Source organism: Planotetraspora sp. GP83, from assembly GCF_041262585.1.
Taxonomy (GTDB): domain Bacteria; phylum Actinomycetota; class Actinomycetes; order Streptosporangiales; family Streptosporangiaceae; genus JAOEGB01.
In genome coordinates this window covers 66,804-93,541 of record NZ_JBGCBZ010000005.1, presented here as the reverse complement: position 1 = coordinate 93,541, position 26,738 = coordinate 66,804, and the positions used below count along the sequence as shown (strand labels likewise).

At 70.6% G+C, this 26,738-nt stretch carries 24 protein-coding genes; 7 read left to right on the top strand and 17 right to left on the bottom strand.

Annotated features, from left to right (window positions below; translation table 11 throughout):
• Position 1: 1 nt before the first annotated feature.
• From ABH927_RS09055 to ABH927_RS09035, 5 genes are all read left to right on the top strand, one after another.
• Positions 2–373 carry a hypothetical protein gene (locus ABH927_RS09055; RefSeq protein ID WP_370019820.1) on the top strand — a complete coding sequence of 124 codons (372 nt, stop codon included), beginning with the start codon at positions 2–4 and terminating at the stop codon, positions 371–373.
• A 13-nt stretch (positions 374–386) separates the two neighbouring features.
• Positions 387–1,862, top strand: coding sequence for a cation acetate symporter (locus tag ABH927_RS09050; protein WP_370019818.1), 1,476 nt, complete (start codon positions 387–389; stop codon positions 1,860–1,862).
• 166 nt (positions 1,863–2,028) lie between these two features.
• Positions 2,029–2,355: a DUF485 domain-containing protein gene (locus ABH927_RS09045; RefSeq protein ID WP_370019817.1), complete on the top strand. Its 327-nt coding sequence runs from the start codon at positions 2,029–2,031 to the stop codon at positions 2,353–2,355.
• Positions 2,352–3,962, top strand: coding sequence for a cation acetate symporter (locus ABH927_RS09040; protein WP_370019816.1), 1,611 nt, complete (start codon positions 2,352–2,354; stop codon positions 3,960–3,962). Before ABH927_RS09045 ends, ABH927_RS09040 begins: the two co-directional genes overlap by 4 nt.
• A gap of 85 nt (positions 3,963–4,047) precedes the next feature.
• Positions 4,048–4,602 (top strand): TetR/AcrR family transcriptional regulator, encoded by a 555-nt coding sequence (locus ABH927_RS09035; RefSeq protein WP_370019814.1) that lies wholly within the window; start codon positions 4,048–4,050, stop codon positions 4,600–4,602.
• On the opposite strand, the gene ABH927_RS09030 is transcribed toward ABH927_RS09035, so the two are convergent.
• The 4 genes from ABH927_RS09030 to polX form a co-directional block, all read right to left on the bottom strand.
• Entirely contained in the window at positions 4,599–6,089 is a 1,491-nt protein-coding gene (locus ABH927_RS09030) for a wax ester/triacylglycerol synthase family O-acyltransferase (RefSeq protein WP_370019812.1), read from the bottom strand. The genes ABH927_RS09035 and ABH927_RS09030 overlap by 4 nt on opposite strands.
• A gap of 162 nt (positions 6,090–6,251) precedes the next feature.
• Complete coding sequence (locus tag ABH927_RS09025) at positions 6,252–7,370, bottom strand: sulfite oxidase (RefSeq protein WP_370019810.1); 1,119 nt, start codon at positions 7,368–7,370, stop codon at positions 6,252–6,254.
• A 62-nt stretch (positions 7,371–7,432) separates the two neighbouring features.
• Entirely contained in the window at positions 7,433–8,374 is a 942-nt protein-coding gene (locus ABH927_RS09020) for a hypothetical protein (RefSeq protein ID WP_370019809.1), read from the bottom strand.
• A gap of 122 nt (positions 8,375–8,496) precedes the next feature.
• Positions 8,497–10,185: a DNA polymerase/3'-5' exonuclease PolX gene (polX, locus tag ABH927_RS09015; RefSeq protein ID WP_370019808.1), complete on the bottom strand. Its 1,689-nt coding sequence runs from the start codon at positions 10,183–10,185 to the stop codon at positions 8,497–8,499.
• Between the two features lie 107 nt (positions 10,186–10,292).
• On the opposite strand from polX, the gene ABH927_RS09010 reads away from it, so the two are divergent.
• Positions 10,293–10,718 carry a type II toxin-antitoxin system VapC family toxin gene (locus ABH927_RS09010; RefSeq protein WP_370019806.1) on the top strand — a complete coding sequence of 142 codons (426 nt, stop codon included), beginning with the start codon at positions 10,293–10,295 and terminating at the stop codon, positions 10,716–10,718.
• A gap of 17 nt (positions 10,719–10,735) precedes the next feature.
• On the opposite strand, the gene ABH927_RS09005 is transcribed toward ABH927_RS09010, so the two are convergent.
• From ABH927_RS09005 to ABH927_RS08990, 4 genes are all read right to left on the bottom strand, one after another.
• Entirely contained in the window at positions 10,736–12,109 is a 1,374-nt protein-coding gene (locus tag ABH927_RS09005; RefSeq protein ID WP_370019804.1) for a phenylacetate--CoA ligase family protein, read from the bottom strand.
• 33 nt (positions 12,110–12,142) lie between these two features.
• Positions 12,143–12,313 carry a hypothetical protein gene (locus ABH927_RS09000; protein WP_370019802.1) on the bottom strand — a complete coding sequence of 57 codons (171 nt, stop codon included), beginning with the start codon at positions 12,311–12,313 and terminating at the stop codon, positions 12,143–12,145.
• Between the two features lie 5 nt (positions 12,314–12,318).
• Positions 12,319–13,293 carry an aldo/keto reductase gene (locus tag ABH927_RS08995; protein ID WP_370019800.1) on the bottom strand — a complete coding sequence of 325 codons (975 nt, stop codon included), beginning with the start codon at positions 13,291–13,293 and terminating at the stop codon, positions 12,319–12,321.
• Between the two features lie 308 nt (positions 13,294–13,601).
• The gene (locus ABH927_RS08990) at positions 13,602–13,916 is read right to left on the bottom strand and encodes a hypothetical protein (protein ID WP_370019798.1); all 315 of its coding nucleotides are present in this window, start codon (positions 13,914–13,916) and stop codon (positions 13,602–13,604) included.
• A gap of 336 nt (positions 13,917–14,252) precedes the next feature.
• On the opposite strand from ABH927_RS08990, the gene ABH927_RS08985 reads away from it, so the two are divergent.
• Positions 14,253–15,173: a GNAT family N-acetyltransferase gene (locus ABH927_RS08985; RefSeq protein ID WP_370019797.1), complete on the top strand. Its 921-nt coding sequence runs from the start codon at positions 14,253–14,255 to the stop codon at positions 15,171–15,173.
• A gap of 226 nt (positions 15,174–15,399) precedes the next feature.
• Here ABH927_RS08985 and ABH927_RS08980 read toward each other — a convergent pair whose 3' ends face one another.
• From ABH927_RS08980 to ABH927_RS08940, 9 genes are all read right to left on the bottom strand, one after another.
• A complete protein-coding gene (locus ABH927_RS08980; RefSeq protein WP_370019796.1) occupies positions 15,400–17,091 on the bottom strand; it encodes a PHP domain-containing protein in 1,692 nt (563 codons plus the stop codon).
• A gap of 174 nt (positions 17,092–17,265) precedes the next feature.
• The gene (locus ABH927_RS08975; RefSeq protein WP_370019795.1) at positions 17,266–18,264 is read right to left on the bottom strand and encodes a Gfo/Idh/MocA family protein; all 999 of its coding nucleotides are present in this window, start codon (positions 18,262–18,264) and stop codon (positions 17,266–17,268) included.
• On the bottom strand, positions 18,261–19,424 hold the full coding sequence (locus ABH927_RS08970; RefSeq protein ID WP_370019793.1) for an acyl-CoA dehydrogenase family protein: 1,164 nt from the start codon (positions 19,422–19,424) through the stop codon (positions 18,261–18,263). Before ABH927_RS08970 ends, ABH927_RS08975 begins: the two co-directional genes overlap by 4 nt.
• 2 nt (positions 19,425–19,426) lie before the next feature.
• Positions 19,427–20,878, bottom strand: a complete 1,452-nt coding sequence (locus ABH927_RS08965; RefSeq protein WP_370019791.1) for a CoA-transferase — start codon at positions 20,876–20,878, stop codon at positions 19,427–19,429.
• Positions 20,879–20,985: 107 nt separating this feature from the next.
• Positions 20,986–21,975 carry a LacI family DNA-binding transcriptional regulator gene (locus ABH927_RS08960; RefSeq protein ID WP_370019789.1) on the bottom strand — a complete coding sequence of 330 codons (990 nt, stop codon included), beginning with the start codon at positions 21,973–21,975 and terminating at the stop codon, positions 20,986–20,988.
• 19 nt (positions 21,976–21,994) lie between these two features.
• Positions 21,995–23,182: an ABC transporter substrate-binding protein gene (locus tag ABH927_RS08955; RefSeq protein ID WP_370019787.1), complete on the bottom strand. Its 1,188-nt coding sequence runs from the start codon at positions 23,180–23,182 to the stop codon at positions 21,995–21,997.
• Positions 23,182–24,117, bottom strand: coding sequence for an ABC transporter permease (locus ABH927_RS08950; protein ID WP_370019785.1), 936 nt, complete (start codon positions 24,115–24,117; stop codon positions 23,182–23,184). Before ABH927_RS08950 ends, ABH927_RS08955 begins: the two co-directional genes overlap by 1 nt.
• Positions 24,114–25,022, bottom strand: coding sequence for an ABC transporter permease (locus tag ABH927_RS08945; RefSeq protein WP_370019783.1), 909 nt, complete (start codon positions 25,020–25,022; stop codon positions 24,114–24,116). Before ABH927_RS08945 ends, ABH927_RS08950 begins: the two co-directional genes overlap by 4 nt.
• Positions 25,023–25,102: 80 nt before the next feature.
• Positions 25,103–26,569 (bottom strand): sugar ABC transporter ATP-binding protein, encoded by a 1,467-nt coding sequence (locus ABH927_RS08940; protein ID WP_370019781.1) that lies wholly within the window; start codon positions 26,567–26,569, stop codon positions 25,103–25,105.
• Positions 26,570–26,738: the final 169 nt, after the last annotated feature.

Genomic DNA, 26,738 nt, shown 5'->3' with positions numbered 1-26,738 from the left:
GATGACGGGCAAGCCGCGCAGGGTCGTGGTGACCAGCCCGCGCACGGCCGCCGCCCGCAGGCCGCGCCACCCGCTGACGCGCGAAATAGACGAGCAGACGCGGCTCGGCGAGGTCTACATGCGGTCTCTGGTGAGGACCCAGTTCCGCCTCGGCCTGTTCGTCTGCACTGTGCTGGCGTGCGTGGTCGGCGGGCTGCCGCTGCTTTTCCTCCTGGTCCCGGAACTCCGGGCGGTGCGATTGGCTGGCCTGCCGCTGCCGTGGGTGGTGCTCGCCGGTGTGATCTATCCCGCTTTCGTCGTGGGGGCCTGGCTGTACGTACGGCAGGCCGAGCGGAACGAGCGGGACTTCGCCGACCTGGTCGAGCGCCGGTGAGCTGGGAGACCTCGTGAGCGGGATCGTCGCCGTCGTTCTCGTGATGCTGGCGGCCCTCCTGATCGGGGCGTTCGGGATCAGGATGTCGCGCACGACGTCGGACTTCTACGTCGCGTCCCGGACGGTGTCGCCCCTGTGGAACGCCTCGGCGATCGGCGGGGAGTATCTCTCGGCGGCGTCCTTCCTCGGCATCGCCGGGCTCATCCTGACCTACGGCGCGGACATGCTGTGGCTCCCGGTCGGCTGGACGGGCGGCTATCTCGTGCTGCTCGTGCTGGTGTCCGCGCCGCTGCGGCGCTCGGGGGCCTACACGCTGCCCGACTTCGCGGAGGCCCGGCTGGAGTCGATGGCCGTGCGCCGGATGTCGAGCGTGCTGGTCGTGCTGATCGGCTGGCTGTACCTGATGCCGCAGTTCCAGAGCGCCGGGCTGGTGTTCCGTACGATCACGGGCGCTCCGACCTGGGCCGGGGGGCTGCTGGTCGCGGGGGTGGTCGCGGTCAACGTGCTGTCGGGCGGGATGCGGTCGATCACGTTCGTCCAGGCGTTCCAGTACTGGCTGAAGCTCACCGCGCTCGCCGTGCCGCTGGTGTTCATGCTGGCCGCGTGGCGCTCGGGCGGCTCGCCGGGGCTCCGGACGGGCGATCCGTGGGCGCTGCCGCTGCACGGCCGGGAGCACCCGCTCTACGAGACGTACTCGCTCATCCTGGCCACGTTCCTCGGCACGATGGGCCTGCCGCACGTGCTGGTCCGCTTCTACACGAACCCGGACGGCCGGGCGGCCCGCCGTACGACCCTGGTGGTCCTGACCCTGCTGGGCGCGTTCTACCTGATGCCGGCGATCTACGGGTTCCTCGGGCGGGTGTACGGCCTTCCGGCCACCGACACGGTGGTGCTGACGCTGCCCGGACGGCTGGTCGGCGGGATCGCCGGGGAGCTGCTGACCGCGCTCGTGACGGCCGGGGCGTTCGCGGCGTTCCTGTCCACGTCGTCGGGGCTGACGGTCTCGGTCGCCGGGGTGATCGCCCAGGACATCCTGCGCGGCGGGGTGCGCTCGTTCCGGGTCGCCACGGCGGTCGCGGTGGTCGTGCCGTTCGCGCTGGCGGGGATGGCGCGGTCGCTGCCGGTCGCCAACGTGGTCGGGCTGGCGTTCGCGGTGGCGGCGTCGTCGTTCTGCCCGCTGCTCGTGCTAGGCATCTGGTGGCGCAGGCTGACCACGGCCGGGGCTCTGTCGGGGCTGCTCATCGGGGGTGGGCTGGCCTGCGCGGCGGTCCTGGCGACCATCGTCGGCGGGCCGTACACGGGGTGGACCGAGGCCCTGCTGGCGCAGCCGGCGGCCTGGACGGTGCCGGTGTCGTTCACCGTCATGGTGGTGGTGTCGCTGCTCACGCCGTCGCGGGTGCCGCGCGGTGTGGCCCGGACGATGGTGCGCCTGCACACCCCGGAGACGCTGAACGTCGACCGCGGCGACTGGCATCCCCGCTCGATCTGAGGGGGCCGGAGACCGTTGGGCGCACGCAACCGACCTTTCGCCGCATGCCCAGCCCAGGTGGCCGAGCGACCGGTACGGCTGGGCGACGCGGCGGCGTCCGGGTCTCGATGGGAACGGCCCGCGCTCCTACGTTGAGGTGATCCAGATCACTGTCGAAGGAGGGCACGTGACCGTTCAGCACGACTCGTCGGTCTACGAAGAGATACAGGCCAGCGACCAGTTCCAGGAGCTGCGCCGCCGGTACCGTTCCTGGGCCTTCCCGATGACCGTCGCGTTCCTCGCCTGGTACCTGCTGTACGTGGTGCTGTCCGGCTTCGCCCGTGGCTTCATGGGCACCAAGCTCTTCGGCAACATCAACGTCGCCCTGGTCTTCGGCCTCCTCCAGTTCGTGTCCACGTTCCTGATCGCCTGGGCGTACTCCCGGCACGCCGCGAGCAAGCTCGATCCGCTCGCCGACGAGCTTCGCGACAAGGTGGAGGAGAAGACCAAGTGAAGCACGAGACCCTGTCCACCATCCTCTTCCTGGTCTTCGTCGCAGGCACGCTGGGGATCACCTTCTGGGCGAGCCGCCACACGAAGGACGCGACCGACTTCTACGCGGGCGGCCGCTCGTTCAGCGGCGTGCAGAACGGCCTGGCGATCGGCGGCGACTACATGTCGGCGGCGTCGTTCCTCGGCATCGCGGGCATCATCGCCCTGTCGGGCTACGACGGGTTCCTCTATTCGATCGGATTCCTCGTCGCGTGGCTGGTGGCGCTGCTGCTGGTCGCGGAGCTGATGCGGAACTCCGGCAAATACACGATGGCCGACGTGCTCGCCTTCCGGATGAGCCCTCGCCCGGTCCGCACGGCCGCCGGTGTCTCCACGATCACGGTGAGCATCTTCTACCTGCTCGCGCAGATGGTCGGCGCGGGCGCCCTGGTCGGACTGCTGCTCGGCATCAAGTCGGACTCCGGCAAGATGTGGACGATCGTCGCCGTCGGCCTGCTCATGGTGATCTACGTCGTGATCGGCGGCATGAAGGGCACCACCTGGGTGCAGATCGTCAAGGCCGTCATGCTGATGACCGGCGCCGCCCTGGTGACGCTGCTCGTCCTCGGCAAGTTCGGGTTCAACGTGTCGAAACTCCTCGGCGACGCGGCGGCGCAGAGCGGCAAGGGCGGCGCGTTCCTCAACTCCGGGCTCAAGTACGGCACGGAGGCGCAGGGAATCGCCGGGAAGATCGACCTGATCAGCCTGGGGCTTGCTCTCGTGCTCGGCACGGCGGGCCTGCCGCACATCCTGATCCGCTTCTACACCGTGCCCACCGCGAAGGACGCCCGCAAGTCGGTCATGTGGGGCATCGGCATCATCGGCGTCTTCTACCTGCTGACCCTGGTCCTGGGCTTCGGCGCGGCGGCCATCGTCGGGTCCAAGAAGATCTCCACGGCCAACGCGGCGGGCAACACCGCCGCGCCGCAGCTCGCGGAGGAGATCGGGAGGCAGATCTTCGGCGACGTCGGCGGCACGATCCTGCTCGCGGTCATCGCCGCGGTCGCGTTCGCCACGATCCTCGCCGTGGTCGCCGGCCTGACGCTCGCCTCCTCGTCGAGCTTCGCGCACGACCTGTACGCCCACGTGTTCAAGCGGGGGAACGTCACCGACAAGGAGGAGGTGCTGGTCGCCCGCCTGTCCGCGTTCGTCATCGGCGCGGTCGCGATCGTCCTCGGCATCCTCGCCCAGTCGCTCAATGTGGCCTTCCTCGTGGCGCTCGCGTTCGCGGTCGCCGCGTCGGGCAACCTCCCGGCGATCCTCTACAGCCTGTTCTGGAAGCGGTTCAACACGGCCGGCGCGGTGTCGGCGATCTACGGTGGCCTGATCTCCGCCGTCGTCCTGGTCATCTTCTCGCCGGTCGTCTCCGGCTCGAAGACGGCCATGTTCCCCGACGTGGACTTCCACTGGTTCCCGCTGTCGAACCCCGGCATCGTGTCGATCCCGCTCGGCTTCCTGTTCGGCTACCTCGGCACCGTCCTCAGCAAGGAGTACAACGCGGAGAAGTACGCCGAGATCGAGGTCCGCTCGCTCACCGGCGTCGGGGCGGAGAAGGCCGTCCAGCACTGATTCCTGCCGCAAGCCCCCACACCGAAGGGTGCCCTGTCCGTGGCGTCATGGTGTGGGGGTGCCAGGTATGGCTATCGTCGTGCCCGTGAACAGGAGGTTGCCGGACGGCGACGCGCGGACCCGGATCCTCGACGCGGCCGAGGAGCTGTTCGCGGGCGGCGGGTACGACGCGACGCCGACCGCGAGGATCGCCGAGCTGGCCGGCGTTCCGAAGGGCCTGGTCTTCCACTACTTCCCCCGCAAGATCGACGTGCTGATCTCGCTGGTCGACGAGCGGACGGTCGTGACCGAGGAGGACGTCGAGGCCGTGCCGGGCGACGCCGCGGGCACGCTGTCGAAGCTGGCGCAGATGCTCCCGCTCCGGGCCTCTCCGGCGATGCGGCGCATCCTGTTCCGGGAGGCCGACACCCACCGCTCGGTCCGGGAGCGGCTGGGCCGCCTCAATAGCGAGATCATCCGGCGGGCCAGGTTCGCGCTGGAGCTGGCCCTGCCGGGCAGCCGTGGCGACGCGGCGCGGCTGGAGGCCGCGGCGGCCACGTTCGCCGCCGTTCTCCTCTACCAGGAGAGCCTGTGCCTGCTCACCGGCCACCACATCGACCCCGACGCGGTCGCCGAGCTGATCGCCCACGCGCTCGGTTAGGCGGGAACCTTAATGGGAGCGTCGGCGCTCTCGTCCTCGTCCTCGTGCTCGACGAGCGCGGTCAGCTCCTCCATCGCCTCATGGAGGTGACCGATGACGCTCCACACGTCCGGCACCCGCGAGGGGCAGGCGACGATGCCGAAGTCGAGCCGCCCGTCGTAGGACACGCACGTGATGCTGATGCCGCCCGTCAGGTCGGTCACGACGGACATCGGGTGGTAGGACAGCATCCGCGCGCCGCACATGTACAGCGGGACGGGCGGGCCGGGCACGTTCGAGACGATCAGGTTGACCCCCGCCCCGGCCAGGCCCGCCAGGCGGAACAGCGCCGGCGTCGCCAGCGCGGAGAAGGCCGAGGGGAACATCGCGCACACGTCGCTCATCCAGGTCCTGCGGGAGACCGCGAAGCGCCGCTTCGCGGCCGCCATGGTCGAGCGGACGACCGTCAGCCGCTCCCTCGGGCAGGCCACGTCGGTCGCCATCGGAGTGATCATGGCCGATATCTGGTTGCCGATCCCGCCGCCCCCGCCCGCCGTACGGACCGCGACGGGGACCGCCGCGACGAGGGGACGGCCGGGCAGCGCGTCATGCGCCGTCAGCCAGCGGCGCAGCGCCGAGGAGCACAGGGTCATGACGACATCGTTGCGGCTCATCCCGAAGGCTCGGGCGACGCTTTTGACCTCGCTCATCGGGATGGACCCGAAGGAGAAGACCCGCTCGCCCGAGACCGGCCCGTTGAACGGTGTCCGCGGCGCGATGATCGACGGCAGCGCGGGCAGCGGCCGGGAGTCGCCGCCCATACGGCGGGTCAGCCCGGCCACGAGACGGGCGCCCGGCAGGGCCGAGACGACCGGCATCGCGTCGAGGTCGGCGGCGGCGCGGGCCATCGAGCGCAGCGTCTGGACGGGCTGGGCGACCGACCGGGTGACCGCTCCCGCGAGCATCGGCAGCAGGCCCGGCCCGCGCTCGCGCGTGATCTCCGCCGTGGCCTCCACCAAGCGCGGCTCGGGGGAGGGGTCGAAGAGCGAGGTGAGGATCTCCGATCCGGACACGCCGTCGATGGCGCAGTGGTGGACCTTGGCGTAGAGGGCGACCCGGCCGTTCGCGAGGCCGTGGATCAGGTGCATCTCCCAGAGGGGGCGCGTCCGGTCGAGCCGCCGCGCGTGGATCCGCGCCACGTGCGCGGCGAGTTGCCGCTCGTCGCCGGGAGCCGGAAGGGTCGCCTCGCGCACGTGATGGTCGAGGTCGATATCGAGGTCGTCCACCCAGTACGGCCGGTCGAGGCCGAACGGCAGCCCCGCCAGCCGCATCCGCAGGGGAGGGGCAAGGTGGATGCGCTCGCGCAGCAGGTTGATCAGGCACTGGCGGGTCACGGTGCCGGACGGAGCCGAGGCCGGGTCGAGGATCGCCACCCCGGCGACGTGGGCCGCCGTCGTGGCCGACTCGACACCGAGGAATTGCGCGTCGAGTGCCGTCAGCTGGCGCATGGCCGTCCCCCCTTGCTAGCTCCGGAGTGTAACCATCATCACGGCACAGAGTTACCGGGACATTTCGCGGGAATCTCCGGAAGGTTCCTTCAGCACGACACGGCCCCGCTCACACCTGTCCGCGAAACGCCCGCCCAGCTGACTGCCGGAGGACATTCCCGCTCAGGGCACGACGGTAACGGGATGATCGACGATCCCGCCGAAGAGATAACCCATGGTGTTGTACGGCGTGCGCAAAGGCTGATCTGCGCCGGTGTCGTCGACGGCCCTGGCCCTCAGCGCGTACGGCCCGGCCTCGGCGGGCGACCACTCGACCTCCCACAGCGCCCAGCCGCCGGCGGGGCCGTCCTGCCGGATGCGGGCGGGCCGCCACGACCTGCCGTGGTCGGTGCTGACCTCCACCCGGACGATCCGGCCGGTGCCCGACCAGGACCTGCCGTACAGGACGTGCGCCCGGCCCGCCTGGAATGTCGCGTTCCAGGGAAGCTCGAAGGCGCTTTTGACCACCTGAGTCGTCAGCGGCTCGCTGCCCAGACGGTAAGTCTCCGTGCTCCAGGGGGAGGGCAGCGGCGCCGTGGAGACCTCGATGTCGCCCAGCCACTTGATGGACGCGATCCCGATCCAGCCGGGGACCACGAGGCGGGCGGGGAAGCCATGGTCGGGCGGCAGCGGCTCGCCGTTCATCTCGTAGGCGACCAGCACGTCGTCGAGGGCCTTCGCGACGGGGATCGGGCGGCGGACGTGGCCGAGGTTCACGCCGTTGTCCACGTATTCGGGGTCGAGGCCGGTGGGGAGGACGTCCACGGCGTCGCCGGAGATCCCGGCGAGGTCCAGGAGGGTGGACAGCGGCACGCCGCGCCAGCGGGCGACGCCGATGCCGCCGAGCCGCCAGGGCGTGCCGGACGCGCGGCGCCCCTGCTGGGACGCGAAGAACGACCGCCCGTTGCCCGCGCACTCGATCGCGCACTCGAGGGTCGTCGCGGGGAGGGCGAGCAGGTCGTCGTAGGTGAAGGAGCGGGGAGCGCGCAGGCCCGTGCCGTGCAGGCGCAGCCGCCAGGTCGAGGCGTCGATGAGGGGTGTGCAGGTGTGGTTGCGGACGAAGAACCGGTCGTTGGGGACGTGGTAGCTCTGGCCCCGCATGGCCTCCCAGCGGGTCTCGGCGCAGGACCCGTGCACCACGAACAGCTCCGGGGGCAGAGGTTTGACTATGGGGGACAGCGCGCCCTCGGCGAGAGGGGTGATGTCCCCCAAGGTACAGAGGACGTGCCTGCTCGTGTCCACGCGGACCACCTCCCGGTATTACCTACTAGGAAACCATTTAATAGCGGGTGAGGTGCACAGCGCTACGACGGGGCCTCACTGGATGACCGCCCCCGGGTGAACAGGAGGAACCCGTACACGAACATCGCCGCCACAGCGCCCACGGCGAGCCAGTAACCGGGCAGCAGGATCGGTCCGCCGCTGAGGGGGATGAGCAGCGACCGGGGGAATTCCGCCGCCGCCCCCATCGCCAGCCCGCCGGCGACCCCCCGAGACGCGAATCCCCCCGCGACCGCGAGCACCACAACGGCCCCGACAGCAATGGCGAGATCTGCGAAGTCCTGGTACACGTCCTGCTCGTAGCGGAACATCACGCAGCAGTCCAGGAATCCGGGGCCGTCCAGTCCTGTAACCGGGATGCGTACCCACGGAAGCCAGTCGGCGGCGAGGTAGACCAGCGGCAGCGCACCGGCGGCGATCGTGCGGTGACGGCCCTTCACCTGAGCGAAGCGCCCTTGCCGATGCCACGCGACAACCCCGAGGACGAGCGTCACACGCCCGATCGCCCCGGCCAACTGAAATGGAGTGAGCTCGTTCACAGCCACGGGAGAAGGCGGCCCGAGGTACAGCAGGGCGCTCACGAAGAGCCCGACGGCGTAGGGGCCGAGGAAGAGGCCTGTACCCGCCGCGGCGGTCCGCCTGAACTGGAGCAGCACTGCGGCGATGACAATGGGGGCCATGGACAGCGCCAAAACGGCGAGATCGAAAGGTCCGAACTGCGTCACCGGAGCCAGCATCGACTGCCCGGCGATTTGAAGGCCGAGGACGACGAGCATCGACACGGAGACGACCCGGTCGGCGATCCTGCGCGGGCGGGGTGGCGCCTCCGCGACGGCCGGAGGCGGAAGGACGGCCGGAGGCGGAAGGACGGCCGGAGCGCGAGCGGGCTCCGGGGGTGACGCGTCACAGACGGGGCAGGCGGTCCAGCCGGGAACGGTGTCCCGGCCACAGTGGGTGCAGAGCACGATGCCTCATCGATCTCGGGGGGAGCAGGCAGAGTACCCCCGAAGATCGACGACACGGTAGGCCGGCGGGTTTCGGCGGGCCCGCAGGACCGGTTTGGTGGTGCCCCGCTGAGAGGGCTCGGTTATGACCTGCGGAGGAAGGCGAGGAGGCGGTCGAGGGGCCAGGTGTTGACGACATCGTCTGTCGTGAGCCACGCCCGCTGCGCGATGCCCACGCCGAACCTCTGGTGGGCCAGGTGCGGGATGGCGTGCGAGTCGCTGTCGATCGAGAACTTCACGCCGTGGTGGCGCGCGAGCCGTACGAGATCGGACGGCAGGTCGGCGCGGTCGGGATAGGAGTCGATCTCCATGATGGTGCCGGTGCGGCCGGCGGCGCGGAAGACCGCGTCCCAGTCGGCGTCGACGGGCGGCCGCTTGCCGATCTTGCGGGTGGTCGGATGGCCGATGATGTGGACGTCCGGGTTCTCGCAGGCCGCGATGAATCGGCGCGTCATCTCGTCTCGCGACTGCGTGAAGTGCGAGTGGACCGAGGCGACGCAGACGTCGAAGCCTCGCAGCACGTCCCCGGGCCAGTCCACGGCGCCGTCGGGGGCGATGTTGAGCTCGGTGCCGTGCAGCAACCGCATGTCCGGATATTTCGCCTGAAGATCGGCGAGCTGTCCGCGCTGCTCCAGGGCCTTCTCCAGCGTCATCCGCTGCATGGCCAGGTCGGGCGCGTGGTCCGTCACCGCGTAGTAGGAGTAGCCGCGCCGCGCGGCGGCGGCGACCATATCCTCCAGCGACGCGATCCCGTCGGTCAGGTCGGTGTGCGTGTGCAGGTCACCCTTGATGTCGCCGAGCTCGATCAGGCGGGGCAGCTCGTCGCGCAGAGCGGCCCGGACCTCGCCGCCGTCCTCCCGGAGCGCCGGCGGCACCCACGCCATGCCCAGCGCGTGGTAGATGTCCTCTTCGCTCTGGGCGGCGATGACCCGGTCGTCGCCGTCGAACAGGCCGTACTCCGACAGCTTCCAGCCCTTCTTGACCGCCATCTCCCTGATGCGGACGTTGTGCTCCTTGCTGCCGGTGAAGTAGACGAGCGCCGCGCCCCACGACTCGGCGGGGACCACGCGCAGGTCGACCTGCATGCCTCGGTCGGTCCGCACCGACGTCTTCCGCTCGCCCCGCGCGATGACCTCCGCGACGTACGGCTGGCCGACGAAGATCTCCATCAGCTCGACCGGGCCGACGGCGAGGATGTCGATGTCGCCGATCGTCTCGCGCATCCTGCGCAGCGACCCGGCGTACGCGATCTTGTCGGCGGGCAGCGAGGCGATGACGCGCTCGGCGAGGTCCATCGCCACGCCGAGGTGCACGCGCCGCCCCGACTGCTCCATCTGCTCGATGCCCTTGAGGAGGTTCTCCTCGGTCCTCGCTCCGAACCCCTTGAGGCCCGACAGCCGCCCCGCCCTGATCGCCTCGGCGAGGGCCACGGGGGAGTCGATGCCGAGCTCCTGGAACAGGAACAGCGCCTTCTTGGGGCCGAGCGTGGGGATCCTGGTCAGCCTGCGCACGCCTTCGGGCACCCGGCCGCGCAGGTCGTCGAGCTGGCGGAAGCTCCCTCTGGCCAGGAACTCCTCGACCTTCTTGGCGATCGCCTCGCCCACGCCGGGGATCTTCCGGACGTCGGTCTGCCGGAGGTCGTCGGGGAACCCCGCGATCGCCTTGGCCGCCTTCTGGTAGCTCCGCACGCGGAACGCGTCGCCGCCCGTCAGCGCGAACAGATCCGCGTACTCCTCCAGCGCCGCCGCGGCCTCATCATTCGCCCGTCCCATGCGAATCAGCGTACGGCCTGCCACTGACACTACGCCCGTCACAGCATGTGGACCTGCTAGACGGCTACGATGGATCTAGACAGGCTGGACAGGAGACCATGCCATGAGTGGGTGGCAGGTCCAGGCTGCTCGACACGAACGTGGTTTCCGAAACGCGAAAGCGAAATGGGAGCGCCCAGGTCAAGGACTGGATCGGCGCGGCCCACGGGCCGTTGCTCTATCTCAGCAGCCTGACCGTCGGCGAGATCCGCTGGGGAGTAGAACTCCGCAGGCGCAGTGATCCCGCGCAAGCGACGGCGCTGGAACGCTGGCTCTATGGCCTTCATCGGCGGTTTCGTGATCGGATCATCCCTGTCACCTCCGAGGTCACTGAGGAATGGGGGCGGCTGAACGCGATACGCACGCTGCCGACGGTGGACGGTCTCCTCGCCGCGACGGCCAGAGTGAACGGCTGGACCCTGGTCAGCCGGAACGTCAAGGACTTCGCCGGCACAGGGGTTTCCGTGGTGAATCCATTCGAACTGATCCGTTGACGCCGATCGGCTGACGGTCAGGGTCGGGTGTAGCGGTGCTTGACGCCGGGCGGGAAGTGCTGGGGGTCGCCGGTGTTCTTGAGCCGCACGACGGGCCGCTGCTTGGCCGGCGGGACGTAGTTGGCGAACTCGCTGTTCAGCCGGAGCAGATGGGTGACGACGGACTCGCCGATCCGCTCCGCCAGCTCGGGTGAGGCGGTCGTTCCCGGGGCCAGTTCCACGGTGATCTGGAGACGGCGGTCGCGGTCGGCGTCCTCGGTGACCTCCAGGACGAACTTGCCGGTCACCGAGTCGCTCACCGACGGCTGCTCCAGTCCGACCGAGACGTTCTCCGGATAGACGTTGGCGCCGTAGTAGGACACGGTGAAGTGGCTGCGGCCGAAGACGTGGACGAACGGCAGGTCCGGGCCCTCCACCGACGGACGGAAGCCGTGGCCGGCGAGGAAGGCCAGCATGTCATCGTGGCTCGTCACGCCGCCCTCGTCGGCGATGTGGTAGCGGATGAGCGGCACGCCGTTGTCCCCGGTGAACAGCAGCGTGCCGTCGACTTCCTCGAAGAAGCGGACCCTCGGGTCGTACTGCACCAGGGTGGGCAGACGAGGGTCGCCGAACAGTTCCCTCGCGACGTCCGGACGCCCGGCGAGGAATCGGCGGATGTCGATGGACAGCGGGGTCTCGTTTCCGAGGACACCCGCGTCGGCCGTGCCGTACAGCGAGGCGGTGGCGAAGCGGGGGTCGGTCATCCCGGTGCGCCGCGCCATCAGGCCGCGCCACTCCTCGCTGAAGACCTCTCCGGCCATGACGAGCTTGACGTCGTAGGACGCCCAGGGGACGCCGCCGGCGTCGACGACGTCCTTGAGGAACGGCGGGTAGCCGAGCAGGACCACCTGATCGAAATGCGGCGCGAGCTGGGGGACGACCCGCTGGATCTCCGCCGGGTTGTTGCCCGGCGCCACGGCGGTGACGGGGTATCCACGGGCGGCGAGGTGGCGGCAGCAGGCCAGGGTGAACAGCCCGCCGACCCAGGTGCCGAGGGCGAAGCACACCACGGCCAGGGTCCGGCGCTCGCGTGCGCCGAAGGCGTCGAAGACCTGCGCGAACCGCTCGGCGATGACGATCTCGTCGGCGGCCGAGCGGGGCCAGAACGACGGCTCCCCGGTGGATCCGGACGAGACGGCGATCATGTCGCCGATCCTTCCGTCGCGGCACAGGCCGGGCAGCGCGTACCGGCGGGTGTAGGTGTCCTTGGTGGTCAGCGGCAGGCCGGCGAAGTCGTCAAAGGTCCGGATCGTGCCCGGATCGACGTCGTGAGCCCTGAGGAACTCGGCGTACGCCGGCACGGTCCGCGCCACCCGCTGGAACAGCTCGACGACCTCGTCACGTGGATCCACGCGCCGACCCTAACGCACGCGCGGGAGGCGGCCTCACACCCTGGAGAACGGCTCGGCGTAGGCGGACGGGCCACGGGAAGCCGGGTCCTGGAAGACCCGCACCTGGAAATGCGGACCCCATTCGACCACCGGGGGCGTGACGCCGTGCTCCTCGGCGCGGCGGAAGCCGAACCGCGGCCTGTCCGCCGGCGTCGAGGCGGGCAACTGATTCAGAACTGCTGCGGCCGGGCCTGGTAGGGCTCCTCGAGGAAGGCGATCTCCTTCTCCGACAGCGTGAGGTCGACCGCGGCGAGCGCGTCGTCCACGTGGTGTCCCTTGGTCGCGCCGATGATCGGGGCGACGACGCCGGGGCGGCTCAGCAGCCAGGCGAGGGCCACCGTCGCGGGCTTCGTCCCCCGCTCGGCGGCCGTCTGCGCCACCCGCTCCAGGATCGTCGCGTCGCCCGGCCCGCCGTAGAGCTGCTGCTGACGCGCGGCGTCGCCGGTCTGGCGGGTGGTGTCGGCGGGCGCTCCGGCGCGGGCGAGGAGGCCGCGAGCGAGCGGGCTCCACGGGATGAGGCCGACGCCCTGGTCCACGCAGAGCGGGACCATCTCCCGCTCCTCCTCCCGGTGGAGGAGGTTGTAGTGGTTCTGCATCGAGACGAAGCGCGTCCAGTGGTTGAGGTCGGCGACGTGCTGGGCCTTGGCGAACTGCCAGGCCCACATGCTGGAGGCGCCGATGTAGCGGGCCTTCCCGGAGCGGACCACGTCGTGCAGCGCCTCCATCGTCTCCTCGATCGGCGTCTCGCCGTCCCAGCGGTGGATCTGGTAGAGGTCCACGTAGTCGGTGCCGAGCCGGGTGAGGGAGGCGTCGATCGCCGAGAGGATGTGCTTGCGGGACAGGCCGTAGTCGTTCTTGCCGCCGCCCATCGGGAAGTAGACCTTCGTGGCCAGCACGTAGTCGTCGCGCCGGGGGAAGATCTTGCGCAGCAGGCTGCCGGTGATCTCCTCGCTGACGCCGGCCGAGTACACGTCGGCGGTGTCGAAGAACGTCACGCCGCCGTCGGCGGCCTTGCGCACAATGGGCTCCGCCTGGTCCTCGGCGAGCACCCAGCCGCCCCACTTGTCGGGCTCGCCGTAGCTCATCATGCCCAGGCAGATCCTGCTGATCTTCAAACCGGTAGTGCCAAGCCGTCCGTATTCCATACGGATCACTCTATTTCGGGCGGCGACTGGAGGTGCGGGCTCCCCGCACTTCCGGGGAGCCGTTCAGACCGGCTTCACCGAACGTACGGAGGCTCGATTGGAGATCCATCGCGTACGGCGTGAGCACATCGCGGATGTCCAGCCACGATCGGTCCGGAGCGTCGTACACAACGTGCTCGAACAAATCGCCATTTTCTTCAACTAAGTGCCGGGAGACGCTGACCGACCTCGCCTTCGATGGCCGAGAAATATCGGCACTCCCGGACGGCGGAACTCGGGCTCCCGGGATCCGGGAGCCCGGTTGGCTTCTACTGAATCTCGCAGACCAGCGAGTCGTAGGCGCCGCGGGAGGCGCTGAGAACGACGCCTGTCGTGAGGTAGTCACAGGCCTGGTAAGGGCTGCCCGATCCGGCGTACTGGTTGCCGTTGCCTCCGTAGCACTGGATCGAGCCCCGATCGAAGCCGATCCACGCGAAGGAGCTGACCTGGGCGTGGCAGTATTCGCCAATGGACGTGGGGCCGAAGGTGACGTTGGTCGAGGCCTGCGCGGGGGAAGTGCTGGCGAGTGCCGCAGCGCAGGCCAGGACCGCGCCGCCGGTGAGGGCGAGGACGCGTCGGAGCATGGATGCCTCCAGGGGGTTGGGAGGGGCGACGACGTGGTGACGGGAGGTTCCCCCGCACGACTGTCCGACGGGCGGTGCAGCGCGTCACCGTACGCAGGGGGCGAGTGATGTGAGGTTGAGGCGGATGATCAGCAGTATTCAATAGGAAACTTTCCTAAGCAATACCCCTTTGTTTCGGCCGGGTGACGGCCGCGCTTCCCGGCGGGAAGGGAGGCTGTCCGGAGCTGAGCCTGCGACCGCCTGCCTTGTGGCGTCCGCCGGTAGGTGAGCGCGGAACCCGACCGCTCCCAATCGGTCGTCAAGTCGCCGCCAAGTGGGGCGCCGTACAAACGGTGCGTGAACGAATTCGACATCAGGCGGCCGTTGATCGGCGACGCCCCGGCGATCCACGAGCTGGTCGCCGAGCACGACATCGCGGTGACCGGCAAGCCGGACTGGACGCTGGAGGACATCGCCGACACCCTCGGCGAGCTGGATCTGGCCGACGACAGCTGGCTGGTCCACGACGGCGACCGGCTGCTCGGGTGGGCATGGGCCCGCCGCAAGGGCGCGAGCGACAACGTGGACGTCGACGTGCACGCCAGGGACGCCCGAGCCGGCGACTGGCTCTGGGACACGGTCATCGAGCGGGCCGCCGAGCTCGGCCGGGCCGCCGGTCACGAGCAGTCCCGGGTGGACATCGGCATCTACGCGGAGGACACGGCCATGCGGACGGCCGCCAAGGCGCGCGGGTTCGACGCGGCCACGAGCTTCCACCGCATGCGGATCGACCACCAGGGGGCCGAGCCGGTGTTCCTGCCGGGCGTGACCGTCGAGACCGGTTCGCCGGACCACGACGAGCTGCTCCGTACGGCCCATCGGATCCAGCAGGAGGGGTTCGCCGAGCACTTCGGGTTCGTCGCCAGGACGTACGAGGAGTGGGCCGGCGAGATGGAGGCCTCCAGCGCCAACGACTGGGGTCAGCTGCTGGTGGCCCGGGTCCACGGCGAGCCGGCGGCGATGCTGCTCGGGACCAACCATTTCGTGCCGGACGAGAACTGCGGCTATGTCCGCACGCTGGCCGTGCTGCCGCGCTTCCGGGGGAAGGGACTCGGCCGGTTCCTGCTCAGACGGGCCTTCGCGGCGGACGAGAGGCGGGGGCGGGCCGGCACGATCCTGCACGTGGACTCCAACAACACCACCCCCGCGCTCGACCTCTACCTCTCGGTCGGCATGCGCCCGGTGCTCGCCATCGACGTGTGGCGCAAGCTGGCCTAGCGCCTAGCGCCTTCGCAGGAGGGGGAGGGCGCAGACGCCGGCGACGAGCGACGTGGCGGCGAGCCCCGCCTCCGGCCAGGTCATCGGCGTGGCGGCGTTCGGCACGCTGTTCCTGAGCCTCACGCGCCATCACGGTCAGCTGCCGCAGATGCACCCCGGTCGACGAGGAGAGCCGGGAGCGCGCCGGGTGGCTCAAGGCCCACCCCGGCGCGTCCCCGGGCCACCCTCACACCACGTCGATGAAGATCGGGTTGGTGTAGAACCAGGTGTCGGCCCACGGGTCCCCGTCGCCGGGCGTGTGGGCGATCGGGCCGTGCGGGTCGATGTCGCGGCCCAGCAGACCGGGGCCGCCCCGCCGCCCGTCGCTGCCGCGCAGCCGCACGTAGCCCGGCTCCGAGAACTGACCGAGCGGGATCCGCAGGGTGTAGGTCCCCGTCTTGCCGCTGACGTCGACCGTACGGACCACCCGCGTGCCGGGCGCCCGCCAGGTGTCGCGGTCGGCGGCGGGGCCGCGGACGGCGCCGCGGATCACGTCGACATGGGCCAGCTTCGGCACCTCGCCGTGGTAGTTCGGCCGGGACGCCGTAGTGACGGTGACCTCCAGGGTCAGCGGCCACCCCCGGCGGGCGCGGAGGCGACCGCCCAGCGTGGCGCCGCGACCGTGCCCGCCGGGGCCGGTGAGCCTGACGTCGATGCCGTCGACGAGCTGGCCGTGGTCGACCCACACCCGCCCGGCCCGCAGGCCCGCCATGACCTCCAGGTAGCCGTACTTCGTCACGCCCACATGAGTACGGCTGAACTGGCCCGGCCAGAAGTCGCTGCCCGGCTGCGGTGTGCCCGTTTCGACCGGGTCGGGCAGCTTGCCGGTGTTGTCGAAGTTCTGCCCGGCCGGCCAGTCGCCGTTGCGCAGGGTGTCGTAGACGGTCCGGTGGTTGTCGGAGTTGGAGGTGACGGAGAACAGCCTGCCCTCCGACAGCAGCGCGTCCCACAGGCCGCCCACCGTGGCGGTCATCCAGTCGAACCCGCCGTAGGTCACGTACGCCTCGGCCGGATAGCCCGCCCACGACTGGGCGGACGGCTTGTTCTCGTACTCGCCGCGGATGCTGTTCGCGCCCCGCCAGCCCGGCAGCGCGGCGCCCTGGGAGCCCGGCGCGCCCTCCATGCCGATCATGATCTCCGGGTCGGCGTCGCGCCACGCCCTCATCTCGTGCGGGGAGTCGATGCCGAGCCGGGACGGGTGGTTGGCCAGCACGAGCACGTCGTCGATGTAGCCGGCCCGCTTCCGCTCGGCCAGCCACTTGATGCCTTCGACCGCCAGCGCCTCGTTGCCCGGTGTGTCCGGGTGGCCCGTCGAGCCCTCGGTGCGCTTGTTCAGCTTGCCGTCGTAGGCGAGCTCGAACTGGCGGAGGACCTCCGCCTCGTTCTGGCCGGGGGCGATGATCACGCTGGCGTGCTCGGCCGCCGGGATGTACCACTCCAGGCCCTGGAAGACGAGCATGCGGGGGTTCTCCGCCCGCGCCTTCAGCACCTCCGCGTGCTCGGCGAGCGCGCCACCGGCATTCGCGTGGCCGAAGTTGCTGTGCTCGGTGAACACCATCCAGTCGAGGCCGAACTGCGCCGCCCGCATCGCGAGCTGGGAGAAGGTGTACTTCGCGTCATGGCTGTAGACGGTGTGCACGTGGTGGTCGCCGACGAGGTAGACCAGATCCGGGTCGTCCCCTCCCGGCGCGGGCTCGGCCGCCGCGCCGACGGCTCCGGCGCCCAGCGTTCCGGCGACCGAGGCGGCGGCGAACCCCGCGCCGAACAGCCCAGCCCGGCGGAGCAGCCCGCGGCGCGAGACGCCCTGGGCGTCCAGCCCCTCCTCCGGCACCTCGGGATCCGCCCACGCCGGCAGCGGGTGCCGCCTGTCCTCATTCATCGCCTGCCCCATTTCTCGTTCCTTCGGGGGTGGACGCTAGTAGTGGCAGATGGCCTGAAAGTGATTAAGGACCGTCCGGAACTTGAAGGATGGGGTGGAGCGGGGCCGTCCTTCCCGCTCACCGGCGGCGCGTGGGCGCTTCCGCCGCGAGCGGGAGTACGGCGACGGCGCAGGTCAGATCGTCTCCCAGGAGTTCGAGACGACCGATCGGTAGAGAGCGGCGACCACGCGCTGCGTGAGGAGCGCCGATTCGCCCGAGGCCAGCGGTTCACGGCCCTCGGCGAAGCTCTCGATGGCGTCCTTGATGACCGACCGGTGCCACTCCACGGGCATGCCCGTCGGGTCGGTCGCCGTGGTGGCGTTCGTCCCAGAGGCGACGACCTCCATGCTGATGTCCTGATAGAGGTCGAGAGCCGCGCCGTGCTGTACGGCGGTGCCCTTGGTGCCGGTCAGCCACAGCTCCTCCTCCCTGCCGGGGAAGGCCGCGGTGGTGGCGTGCACCGTGATCACGAAGTCGCCGTAGTCGAGAATGCCGCCGAACACGTCCTCCGCCTCGAGCTTGTGCGCGGGGCTCCGGCTGCCGCTGGCGACAACCCGGCGGGGCATCCCGAGGACCCACAGCACCAGGTCGAGGGAGTGGATGCCCTGCACCATGAGCGCGCCGCCGCCGTCGCGCTCGAACGTCCCGCGGCCGGGGTCGTCATAGTAGGACTGCTCGCGCCACCAGGGCACGTGCAGGAAGCCGCCGGTGATCTGGCCGAGCGTCCCCTGGCGGACCAGGTCGTGCAGGGCCCGGCCGCCCGGCTTGGCCCGGTGCTGGAAGCAGACGGCCAGCCCGATGCCGGCCTCCCGGGCGATGCGCACCAGATCGATCGCCTGGTCGTTGTTGGCGCCTAAAGGTTTCTCACAGAGCAGGTCCACCTTCCTGGCGGCGGCCTCGGTGACGACCTCAAGATGGGTGTTGGTCGGGGAGGCGACGATGGCGAAGTCCACCCCGGCGTCGAGCGCCTCGCTCGCGGGCCAGCATCGCTTCGCGCCGGGGAAGACGAACTGCACGTTCCTGGCCCGGTCCTCCCGGCGCGTCACCACGGTGACCACCTCGTGGCCCAGCTCGTGCAGTGCCAGCACATGGGGCCGGGAGGCGAACCCGGCGCCGATCAGGGCGACCCTCATGGGGTGCCTCCTCGCGTGTCCATGAGCCAGCGGCTGATGATCAGACGCTGGATCTCGCTCGTACCCTCGTAGATTGTGGTGATCCGGGCGTCCCTGTACAGCCGTTCCGGCAAGTAGCCCTGAATGTAACCTGAGCCGCCGAAGACCTGGACGGCCATGTCGGCATGCCGTACGCACGCCTCGGAGGCGTACAGCTTGGCCATCGAGCAGGCCGCGGCGGCGTCCTCCTGTCCCTGGTCGAGGCGCCGGGCGGCGTCCTCGGCGAGCAGGAAGGCGGCGCGGTATTCGGCCGCCGCGTCGGCGATGGGGAAGGCCACCCCCTGGTTCGCGCCGATCGGCCGGCCGAAGGCGGTGCGGGTCTCGGCCTGCTCGGCGGCGGCCGTGATGGCGGCCCGGCTGATGCCGAGCGACAGCCCTGAGATGCCCAGGCGTCCCCGCGCGAGCACCGAGGTCATCAGCGTGAACCCCTCGCCGAGGCCGCCGAGCAGCGCGCCGGCCGGCAGCCGCACCGAGTCGAAGGCGAGGCCGCCGACCTGGCTGGCCCGCTGGCCCATCTTGTGCTCCCGATACGTACGGCTGACGCCGTTGGCGTCGAGATCGACGAGGAAGACCGAATAGGAGTCGCCGGTCCTGGCGAGGACCGTGGCGAAGTCGGCCACCGGCGCGTTGTGGATGAAGACCTTCTCGCCGTCGAGGATCCAGCCGTCCCCGTCGGGCCGGGCCCTGGTGGAGACGCCGCGCAGGTCGGATCCCGCACCCGCCTCGGTCAGCGCGTACGCGCAGAAGCGGTCGGCGCGGAGCAGGGGCCCCAGGAACTCGCGCTGCTGGCCGGGGGTGCCGTGCTTGGTGAGCAGCGTGCCGACCAGCTCGACGAGGCCGCACTGGTCGGCGACCGAGGCGTAGCCGAAGCTGAGCCCCTCCATGACGTGGAGGTAGTCGAGCGCCCGGCCTCCCGCGCCGCCCAGTTCCTCGGGCACGGTGATGCCGAAGAGCCCGGCCTTGGCCATCTCGCGGTAGATCTCGGCGGGGAACCGCGGCGACGCGTCCAGGTCGGCGGCGACCGGGATCACCTGCTTGGCGGTGAAGTCGCGAACCAGTTGCCGCACCGGCCGGTTGTCGTCCCCGGCGGCCGACAGCTCGAGCCCGGGAGGAAGTGGCATGGTCACCTCATAGGTCGTACATCGTGGATGATGGGACGAAAGCCCATGAAAGGGAGAATGTCGCGCTCGATGGTGAGGCCCTCGGCGATCTCGATGAGCTCGACCCCCGCGGGCGTGAGGCGGAAGACCGCGCGCTCGGTGACGTAGACCGCCTCGCGGCCCTCGGCGAGCGCGAAGGGGCCGGAGTAGGTCACCTCGTCCACCTTCGGGACGAGCTTGCGCACGGCGCCGTTCTTGGCGGTGAACGTGCCGCAGAACACGGCCTTGCGGGCGTTCTGCGAGATGTCGACGAACCCGCCGGGGCCGATGATCTGCGAGCCGAACCGGCTCACGTTGACCGATCCGGTCTCGTCCAGCTGGGCCATGCCGAGACAGCACACGTCCAGCAGGCCCCCGGAGAAAAGGTCGAACTGGGTGGTCGAGGCCACCCTCGCCGACGCGCCGCGTGCCACGCCGAACAGGTTGCCCGTCTCCGGCACGCCGTCGAACAGGCCCTGCTCGATGGCGAGGGTGACTCCCGGCAGCCTGCCCTGCTCCGCGAGGACGTCGACGACCTGCGCGGACATGCCGAAGCCCACGTTCAGCACGGCGCCGTCAGGGACTTCGAGCGCGGCCCTGCGGGCGACCGCCGCCCGGACCGGGTCGGCCAGGGCGGGCGTCACCTCGCCGCCGGCCGGCCCGCACAGCGCCGGGTCGTACTCGGAGGCGTAGGTCTGCCACTGGTCCGGCGCGGGGACGACCACGTCGACCAGCGCGGCCGGGATCACCACGTCACGCGGGTCGAGCGGCTCGCCGCGCAGGCGCTTGACCTGGGCGACGACGAGGCCGCCACCGGCCCGGGCCGCCTGGGCGAGTGCGAGCGCGTCGAGCACCGCGGCCTCCTCGCCGCAGCCGATGTTGCCCCGCGGGTCGGCCTCGGTGCCGCGGATCAGCGCGACGTCGACCCGCATTGGCCGGTAGTGGAGGAACTCCTCGCCGTCGAGCCGCACCAGCGAGATGAGCTCCTCCTCGGCCGCGGCGTTGAACCTGCCGCCGCCGAGACGCGGGTCGGCGAAGGTGTGCAGCCCGGTCCTCGTGACGAGGCCGGGCCGCCGCGCGCCGACCTCACGCATCATCAGGCTGATGGCCCCGGCGGGCCAGGAGTACGCCTCGATGCGCCCGGCCGCGGCCAGCTCGATCATCTTCGGCGCCCAGGTCCAGTGGCCGCCGACGACCCGCTTGACCAGGCCCTCGTGGGCGAGCGCGTTGAGCCCGCGGTTCTCGCGGTCGCCGAGCCCGAAGGCGTGCACGACGGTGAGCCCGCGCGGGCCGCCGGAGTCGAGAAACCGGTCCTCGACGGCGGCGATCAGGGCGTGCGGCTCCAGGACACCGCCGCCGGAGCCGGTGAGCGCGATCGTCGCGCCGTCCGGGATCCGGGCGGCCGCCTCTGCGGCGGTCATCACCTCGGGGGGCATGTAACCGGTTTCTCCTCGTTATCAGTTCGTTCTGTACGGCCTCCGCCGCACTGTGCTAGCCGTCCTTCTCCGGGCCGTGGAGGGTTGCTCCGAGGGGCTGTTGAGGCTTACTTCGGGGGGGCCGTGGAGGCGCGGATCACCGGTTGGGTGGTGAGCATGGTGCGCGCGCCCGGCCGGTCGCCGTGCAGCAGACCGGCGGTCATCCGCCAGGTCGCGCGGCCGATGTCCTCCTGCGGGCTGTGAACGGTGGTCAGCGCCGGGGAGGTGAACCGGGCGAAGGGGATGTCGTCGAACCCGGTTACCGAGATGTCGCCGGGAACCGAGACGCCGTGCTCGTTGAGGCCGGCGATCAGCCCGATCGCGGTCAGGTCGTTGTGGGCGAGCACTGCCGTGCAGCCCGTGGCCAGCACTCGTTCCGCCGAGGCCCGGCCGTTCTCCATGGTGCCGCCCGCCCGGATCGGGGTCACGGTGACGCCCGGCACCCGCAGGGACCGCATCGCCCGCCACCGCTCCTTCTCCTGCCACGACCGGACCGGCCCCTGCAGGTAGACCAGGTGGCGGTGGCCGAGCTCGACCGTGTGCATGGCCAGCTGGCGCATCGGGGTGAAGTTGTCGAGCAGGACGCTCGACAGGCCCAGCTCGTCGATCTGGCGGTTGACCACCATGATCGGCTTGCCCTGGAGGCCCAGCTCCTTCAGCACCTCCGAGCCACAACGCGGGGACAGCATGATGAGCCCGTCGGACCGGCCGAGCAGGCTCATCCCGAGCGCGGGCTCGGCCGCCAGGCTCTCGTCGGAGTCGGCCACGATGAGGCGGTAGCCGTCCCGGTCGGCCTCGTGGAGCATGTTCTTGATCAGCGCGTAGAAGTACGGGTTGGCCAGGTTCGGAACCAGGACGCCCACCACGCGGGTGCGGCCGCTCGCCAGGCTCTGGGCCACCGCGTGCGGCGTGTAGCCCAGGCGGCGGGCGGCGTCGAGCACCCGCGCGGTCAGCTCCTCCGACACCGAGCTCGACTGGGCGAAGACCCGGGAAACGGTCGCCACCGACACGCCCGCGCTGTGCGCGACGTGCCTGATCGTGACCCGCTCGGTGCTCACTTCGTGCTCCTCGATCCGATTACTTCCCGCCCCAGGTCTGCGGGAAGCCGGGCATGTCCTGGCAACCACAGGTGGGGTAGAAAAGCGGGGGCATGTTGGGCGTGACGTACTGTGCCAGGTTCTGGTCGGTGATCACCGGCTCGGGCAGCACCCACTCCTTGGGCACCTGCTCGCCCGACAGGATGTCGGTCGCCGCGATGACGGCGGTCCGCCACTGGTAGACCGGATAGGTCGCGGCCATAGCCGTGAGCTTGTCCTTCTGCCACAGCGCGAGGAAGTCCTGCTGGTCCTCCCCGTTGATCGGCGGCACGGGCTTGCCGGCGTCCTGGAAGGCCTCGACCGCCGCGACCGTGGTGGCGCCCGCGTCCATCCAGACGCCGTCGAGGTCGCCGAACCGCTGGAGGTAGTCCGACACGATGGTCTTCACCTTGGCGGGGTCGCCGTCGGTGAACTCGGCGCCCACGACGTTCGCACCGGCCTGCTGGAAGGTCAGCCTCGCGGCCTCCCAGCGGTTCTCCAGGACGTCCACGCCGGGCAGGATCCGCAGGGCGAGGACCTTGCCGCCCTTCGGCATCTTGGACGCGATGAACTCCGCGGAGTCGGCGCCGAAGGCGTAGCCGCCGATGGGGTGGACGAAGCTCACCGGGCAGTCCGTGGTGACCCCGCGGTCGAAGACGACGACCGGCACGCCGCTCTGGCACGCCTTCTCGACGGCGGGCGTGAGGGCCGCGGTCGTGTTCGGCGAGATGATCATCGCGTCGCACTTCTTGCCGAGCAGGTCGGAGATGTCGGAGATCTGCTTGTCGTCCTTGCCCTCGGCGTCGACGACCGTGAACTCCCCGATCTCCTTGTGGAGCTTGACCTCCTCCTTCATCGTCGTCAGGCCGGTGACCCGCCAGGGGTTGCCGACGCCGGCGTTGGAGAAGCACACGTGCCAGGGGCCCGGCTTCTTGAACTTCGCCGTGTCGGCCATCTGCGGCTCGATGGCCTGCAGCCACGGCTTCGACGGGTCGCCGGCCGGGGTGGCCTTCCGCCACGCGAGCTGCTTGTCGTACGCGGCCTGGTCGAAGAACTGGGAGGTCGGCTGGGCCGACGCCGTCGTGGCGGCGGCGCTCGACGCGGGAGGGCCTCCGGCGGGCCGGGTGGTGCTGCAGGCCGTGAGCGATAACACGGCCACCGCCAGCAGGGCGGCGAGTCTGTTCGGCATCACTGTTCCTTACGCAGGCGGTAGGCGGCGAAGGCCGCCGCCAGAATGATCAGGACACCCTGGACGGTGTCCCGGAGGGGCTTCTCCAGGCCCAGGAGGTTGAGAAGGGTGAACAGGCACTGGAGGGTGAGCGCGCCGGCGACCGCTCCGCCGGCGGTCCCACGCCCGCCGCCGAGCACGGCGCCGCCGAGGACGACCGCGGAGATTGCCTGGAATTCGTAACCCGCGCCCGCCTCTTTGGACAGGCCCGCGAAGCCGGCGAGCAGGATCGCCGCGACGACGGCCGAGAGCCCGGAGATGACGAAGGCGATGATGCGCATCCGTGCCACGGGGACGCCGGAGAGAGCGGCGGCCCGGGTGCCGCCGCCCGTGGCCAGCGCCAGGTGCCCGAACCGCGACCGGTGCAGCAGCAGCCACGCGACGGCGACGACCACGGCCGTCACGGCCACGGCGTAGCCCGTCTCGCGGCCGTACTGCCGGAACTCGGGAGCCAGGGATCCGGTCGGGGAGCCGCCGGTCCACAGGAACACCGCGCCGTTCAGCACGAGCATCATGCCGAGCGTCGTGATGAACGACGGCACCCGCAGGAGGGTCGTCACGAGGCCGTTGACCAGCCCTACCCCCGCGCCGAGCAGCGCCAGCAGCCCGATGACCGGCCAGGTGAGGGCGGGGTCGCCCGCGGACACCTTGGCCGCGACCACGACGCAGGTGGTGATCAGCGCGCCGGCGGACAGGTCGAACTCGCCCGTGACGATCACGAAGAGCTGCCCGGCCGTCAGGACGATCAGCGGAGCGGACCGCTTCAGGAAGGTCAGCAGTGACACGGGCTCGGCGAACGACGGGTTCCGCCAGATGATCACCGCGGTGACGATGAGCAGCACCAGCCAGATCGCCGGGACGCGCCGCCACGCTCCCGTAACAGGCATTCCCGTCATCGGCGACCACCCCGATAGGCGTACAGGGCGACGGCGCCCACGATGATCAGGCCGCGGACCAGCGTGCGGAGGAACGGATCGGCCTGGAACTGGTTGAACACCGAGTCGACGACCGCGAGGATGAGCACCGCCGCGACCGTGCCCAGCAGCCGCCCCCGCCCGCCGGTGAGGGCCGTCCCGCCGAGAACCACGGCCGCGATCGACTCCAGGTCGTATCCGCCGTCGGGCCCGACCCACGGCGCGCCCGCGCCGAGGCGGCTGGCGAGGAAAACGCCGCTCGCCGCCGTGCAGAGGGCGCACAGCACGTGCGCGGAGACCAGTACGCGGCCCGACCGGATGCCCGACATGCGGGCCGACTCCGGGTCGCCGCCCACCGCGTAGAGGTGGTGCCCGAACGGCGTCCGGTGCAGGAGGAACCACGCGACCGCGACGACCGCCACGAGCATCACCACCGACACCGGGATCCCGGCCACCAGGTCGTAGCCGAGGGCCTGGAACTCCTCCGGCACGGCCCCGGCGAAGTTGTCGAACGTCGCGTTGAGCAGACCGCGCAGCACGAGCGAGACGCCGAGGGTGGCGATGAAGGGGTTGACCTTGAGCCGCGTGATCACCAGCCCGTTGGCGAGGCCCACGGCCACGCCGAGCAGCAGTGCGGTGAGCACCCCCGGCACGATGAGCCCGGTCTGGCCGGCCATCACGACCGAGCAGGCCATGGCGGACAGGCTCACGACGTAGGCCACCGAGAGGTCCAGCGACCCCGCGAGGACCACGACGGTCTGCCCGACCGCGACCAGCCCGAGCGCGACCGAGCGGAGGGCGATGTTGCGCAGGTTGTCCGCGGTGCCGAAGTCGCCGCCCCGGGTGCCGGCCGCGACCCAGGCGACCACGAAGACCAGTGCCAACACCAGCCAAACCGGAAGGCTGGTGCCCTCCGCCCGGCGTCTGAGAGAGGTGGCGGAGAGGGGGAGGCCGGAGGGGGATGCGTTCACGCGGCCCTCGCCCCCTGGGCGAGCAGCATGATCTCCTCTTCCGGCGTCCCGGCGGGCAGTTCGCCCGCCACCGCGCCGTCGCGCATGACCACGATCCGGTCGCTCATCCCGATCACCTCGGGCAGCTCCGACGAGATCATCAGTACGGCGGCGCCCCGGTCGGCCAGCTCTCGGATCACCTCGTGGATGCCGGCCTTGGCGCCGATGTCGATGCCGCGGGTCGGCTCGTCCAGCACGTAGACCGTGGCCTCGGTGGCCAGCCACTTGGCCAGCACGACCTTCTGCTGGTTGCCGCCCGACAGCAGCCGGGACTCGCGGCGCAGGGCCCCGGGCCGCAGCCCGACCTGGTCCGCGATCCCCTCCAGCGCGGACCTCGCCAGGCCGCGGCCGAGCGCGCGGGTGGCGAGCCGGGCGTTGTCCGCCCCCCGCAACCCGAGGACCAGGCCCTCGGCCTTGCGATCGGCCGTCAGGTAGGCCAGGCCCGCGCGGATGGCGGCGCGCGGCGAGCCGATCCGCGTCTGACGGCCGTCGATCTCCAGGTCGCCGCCCGTGAGGGGCGTCACGCCGAACAGCGCCCGGGCGAGCTGGGTGCGGCCCGAGCCCTCCAGCCCCGCCAGGCCGACGATCTCTCCGGCGCGGACCTCCAGGTCGACGCCGTGGACCCCGGACGCCCGGGCGCCGCGGAGCGAGAGCCGCACCGGACCGGCCTCGGACGAGCGGCGCTCGGGGTAGTAGTGGGACATCTCCCGGCCCACCATGAGGCGGGCGAGGTCCTCCGGGCCGGTCTCCGCGACCGGCATGGTCGCCACCCGGCGGCCGTCCTTCAGCACGGTGACCCGGTCCGCCAGCTCGAACACCTCGGCCAGCCGGTGGGAGATGTAGAGCACCGAGCGGCCCTGGGAGGCCAGCCTGCGGACCTGAGCGAAGAGCGCGGCCACGTCGGCGGGGGGCAGCGCGGCCGTGGGCTCGTCCATGACCAGGATGCGCGGATCGTAGGAGAGCGCCTTGGCGATCTCGACGGTCTGCTGCCGCGCGACGGTGAGGTGCCGGGCGAGCCGCTTCGGGTCGATGCCCTCGCCGCCGATGCTCGCGAGCAGCTCGGCCGCCCGGCGCTCCATGGCCGCGCGGTCCACCAGCACGCCGGCGCGGCGTGGCTCGCGCCCGAGCGAGATGTTCTCGGCGACGGTCCGGTCGGGAAGCAGGGTGAACTCCTGGTAGATGACGCTGATGCCTTCGGCGAGCGCCTGCCGTGGATGAGTGAAACGCGCTTCGCGGCCGTCAAGGAGAATGCGGCCGCCGTCTTGCTGGTGGACGCCGGACAGCACCTTCATGAGGGTCGACTTGCCCGCGCCGTTTTCCCCGACAATGGCGTGGATCTCGCCCGAACGGCATTCCAGGGACACCTCGTCCAGCACGGTGGTGCCGAAGAAGCGCTTGGTGATGCCCTCCATACAAAGGGTCATTCGGGACTCCTGGGCGTGAAAGGATCAGCCTCCGTCGGCAAGCGCTTTCCACCCAGGGGCCACCTTGCTGTGAAACCGGTTACTTGTCAAGGTGGTCACCTTTGTTGATCACATGCCGATATTTCTTGACATGCTTGTTCTGTCGGGAGTACAAACCCTCTACCGCGTC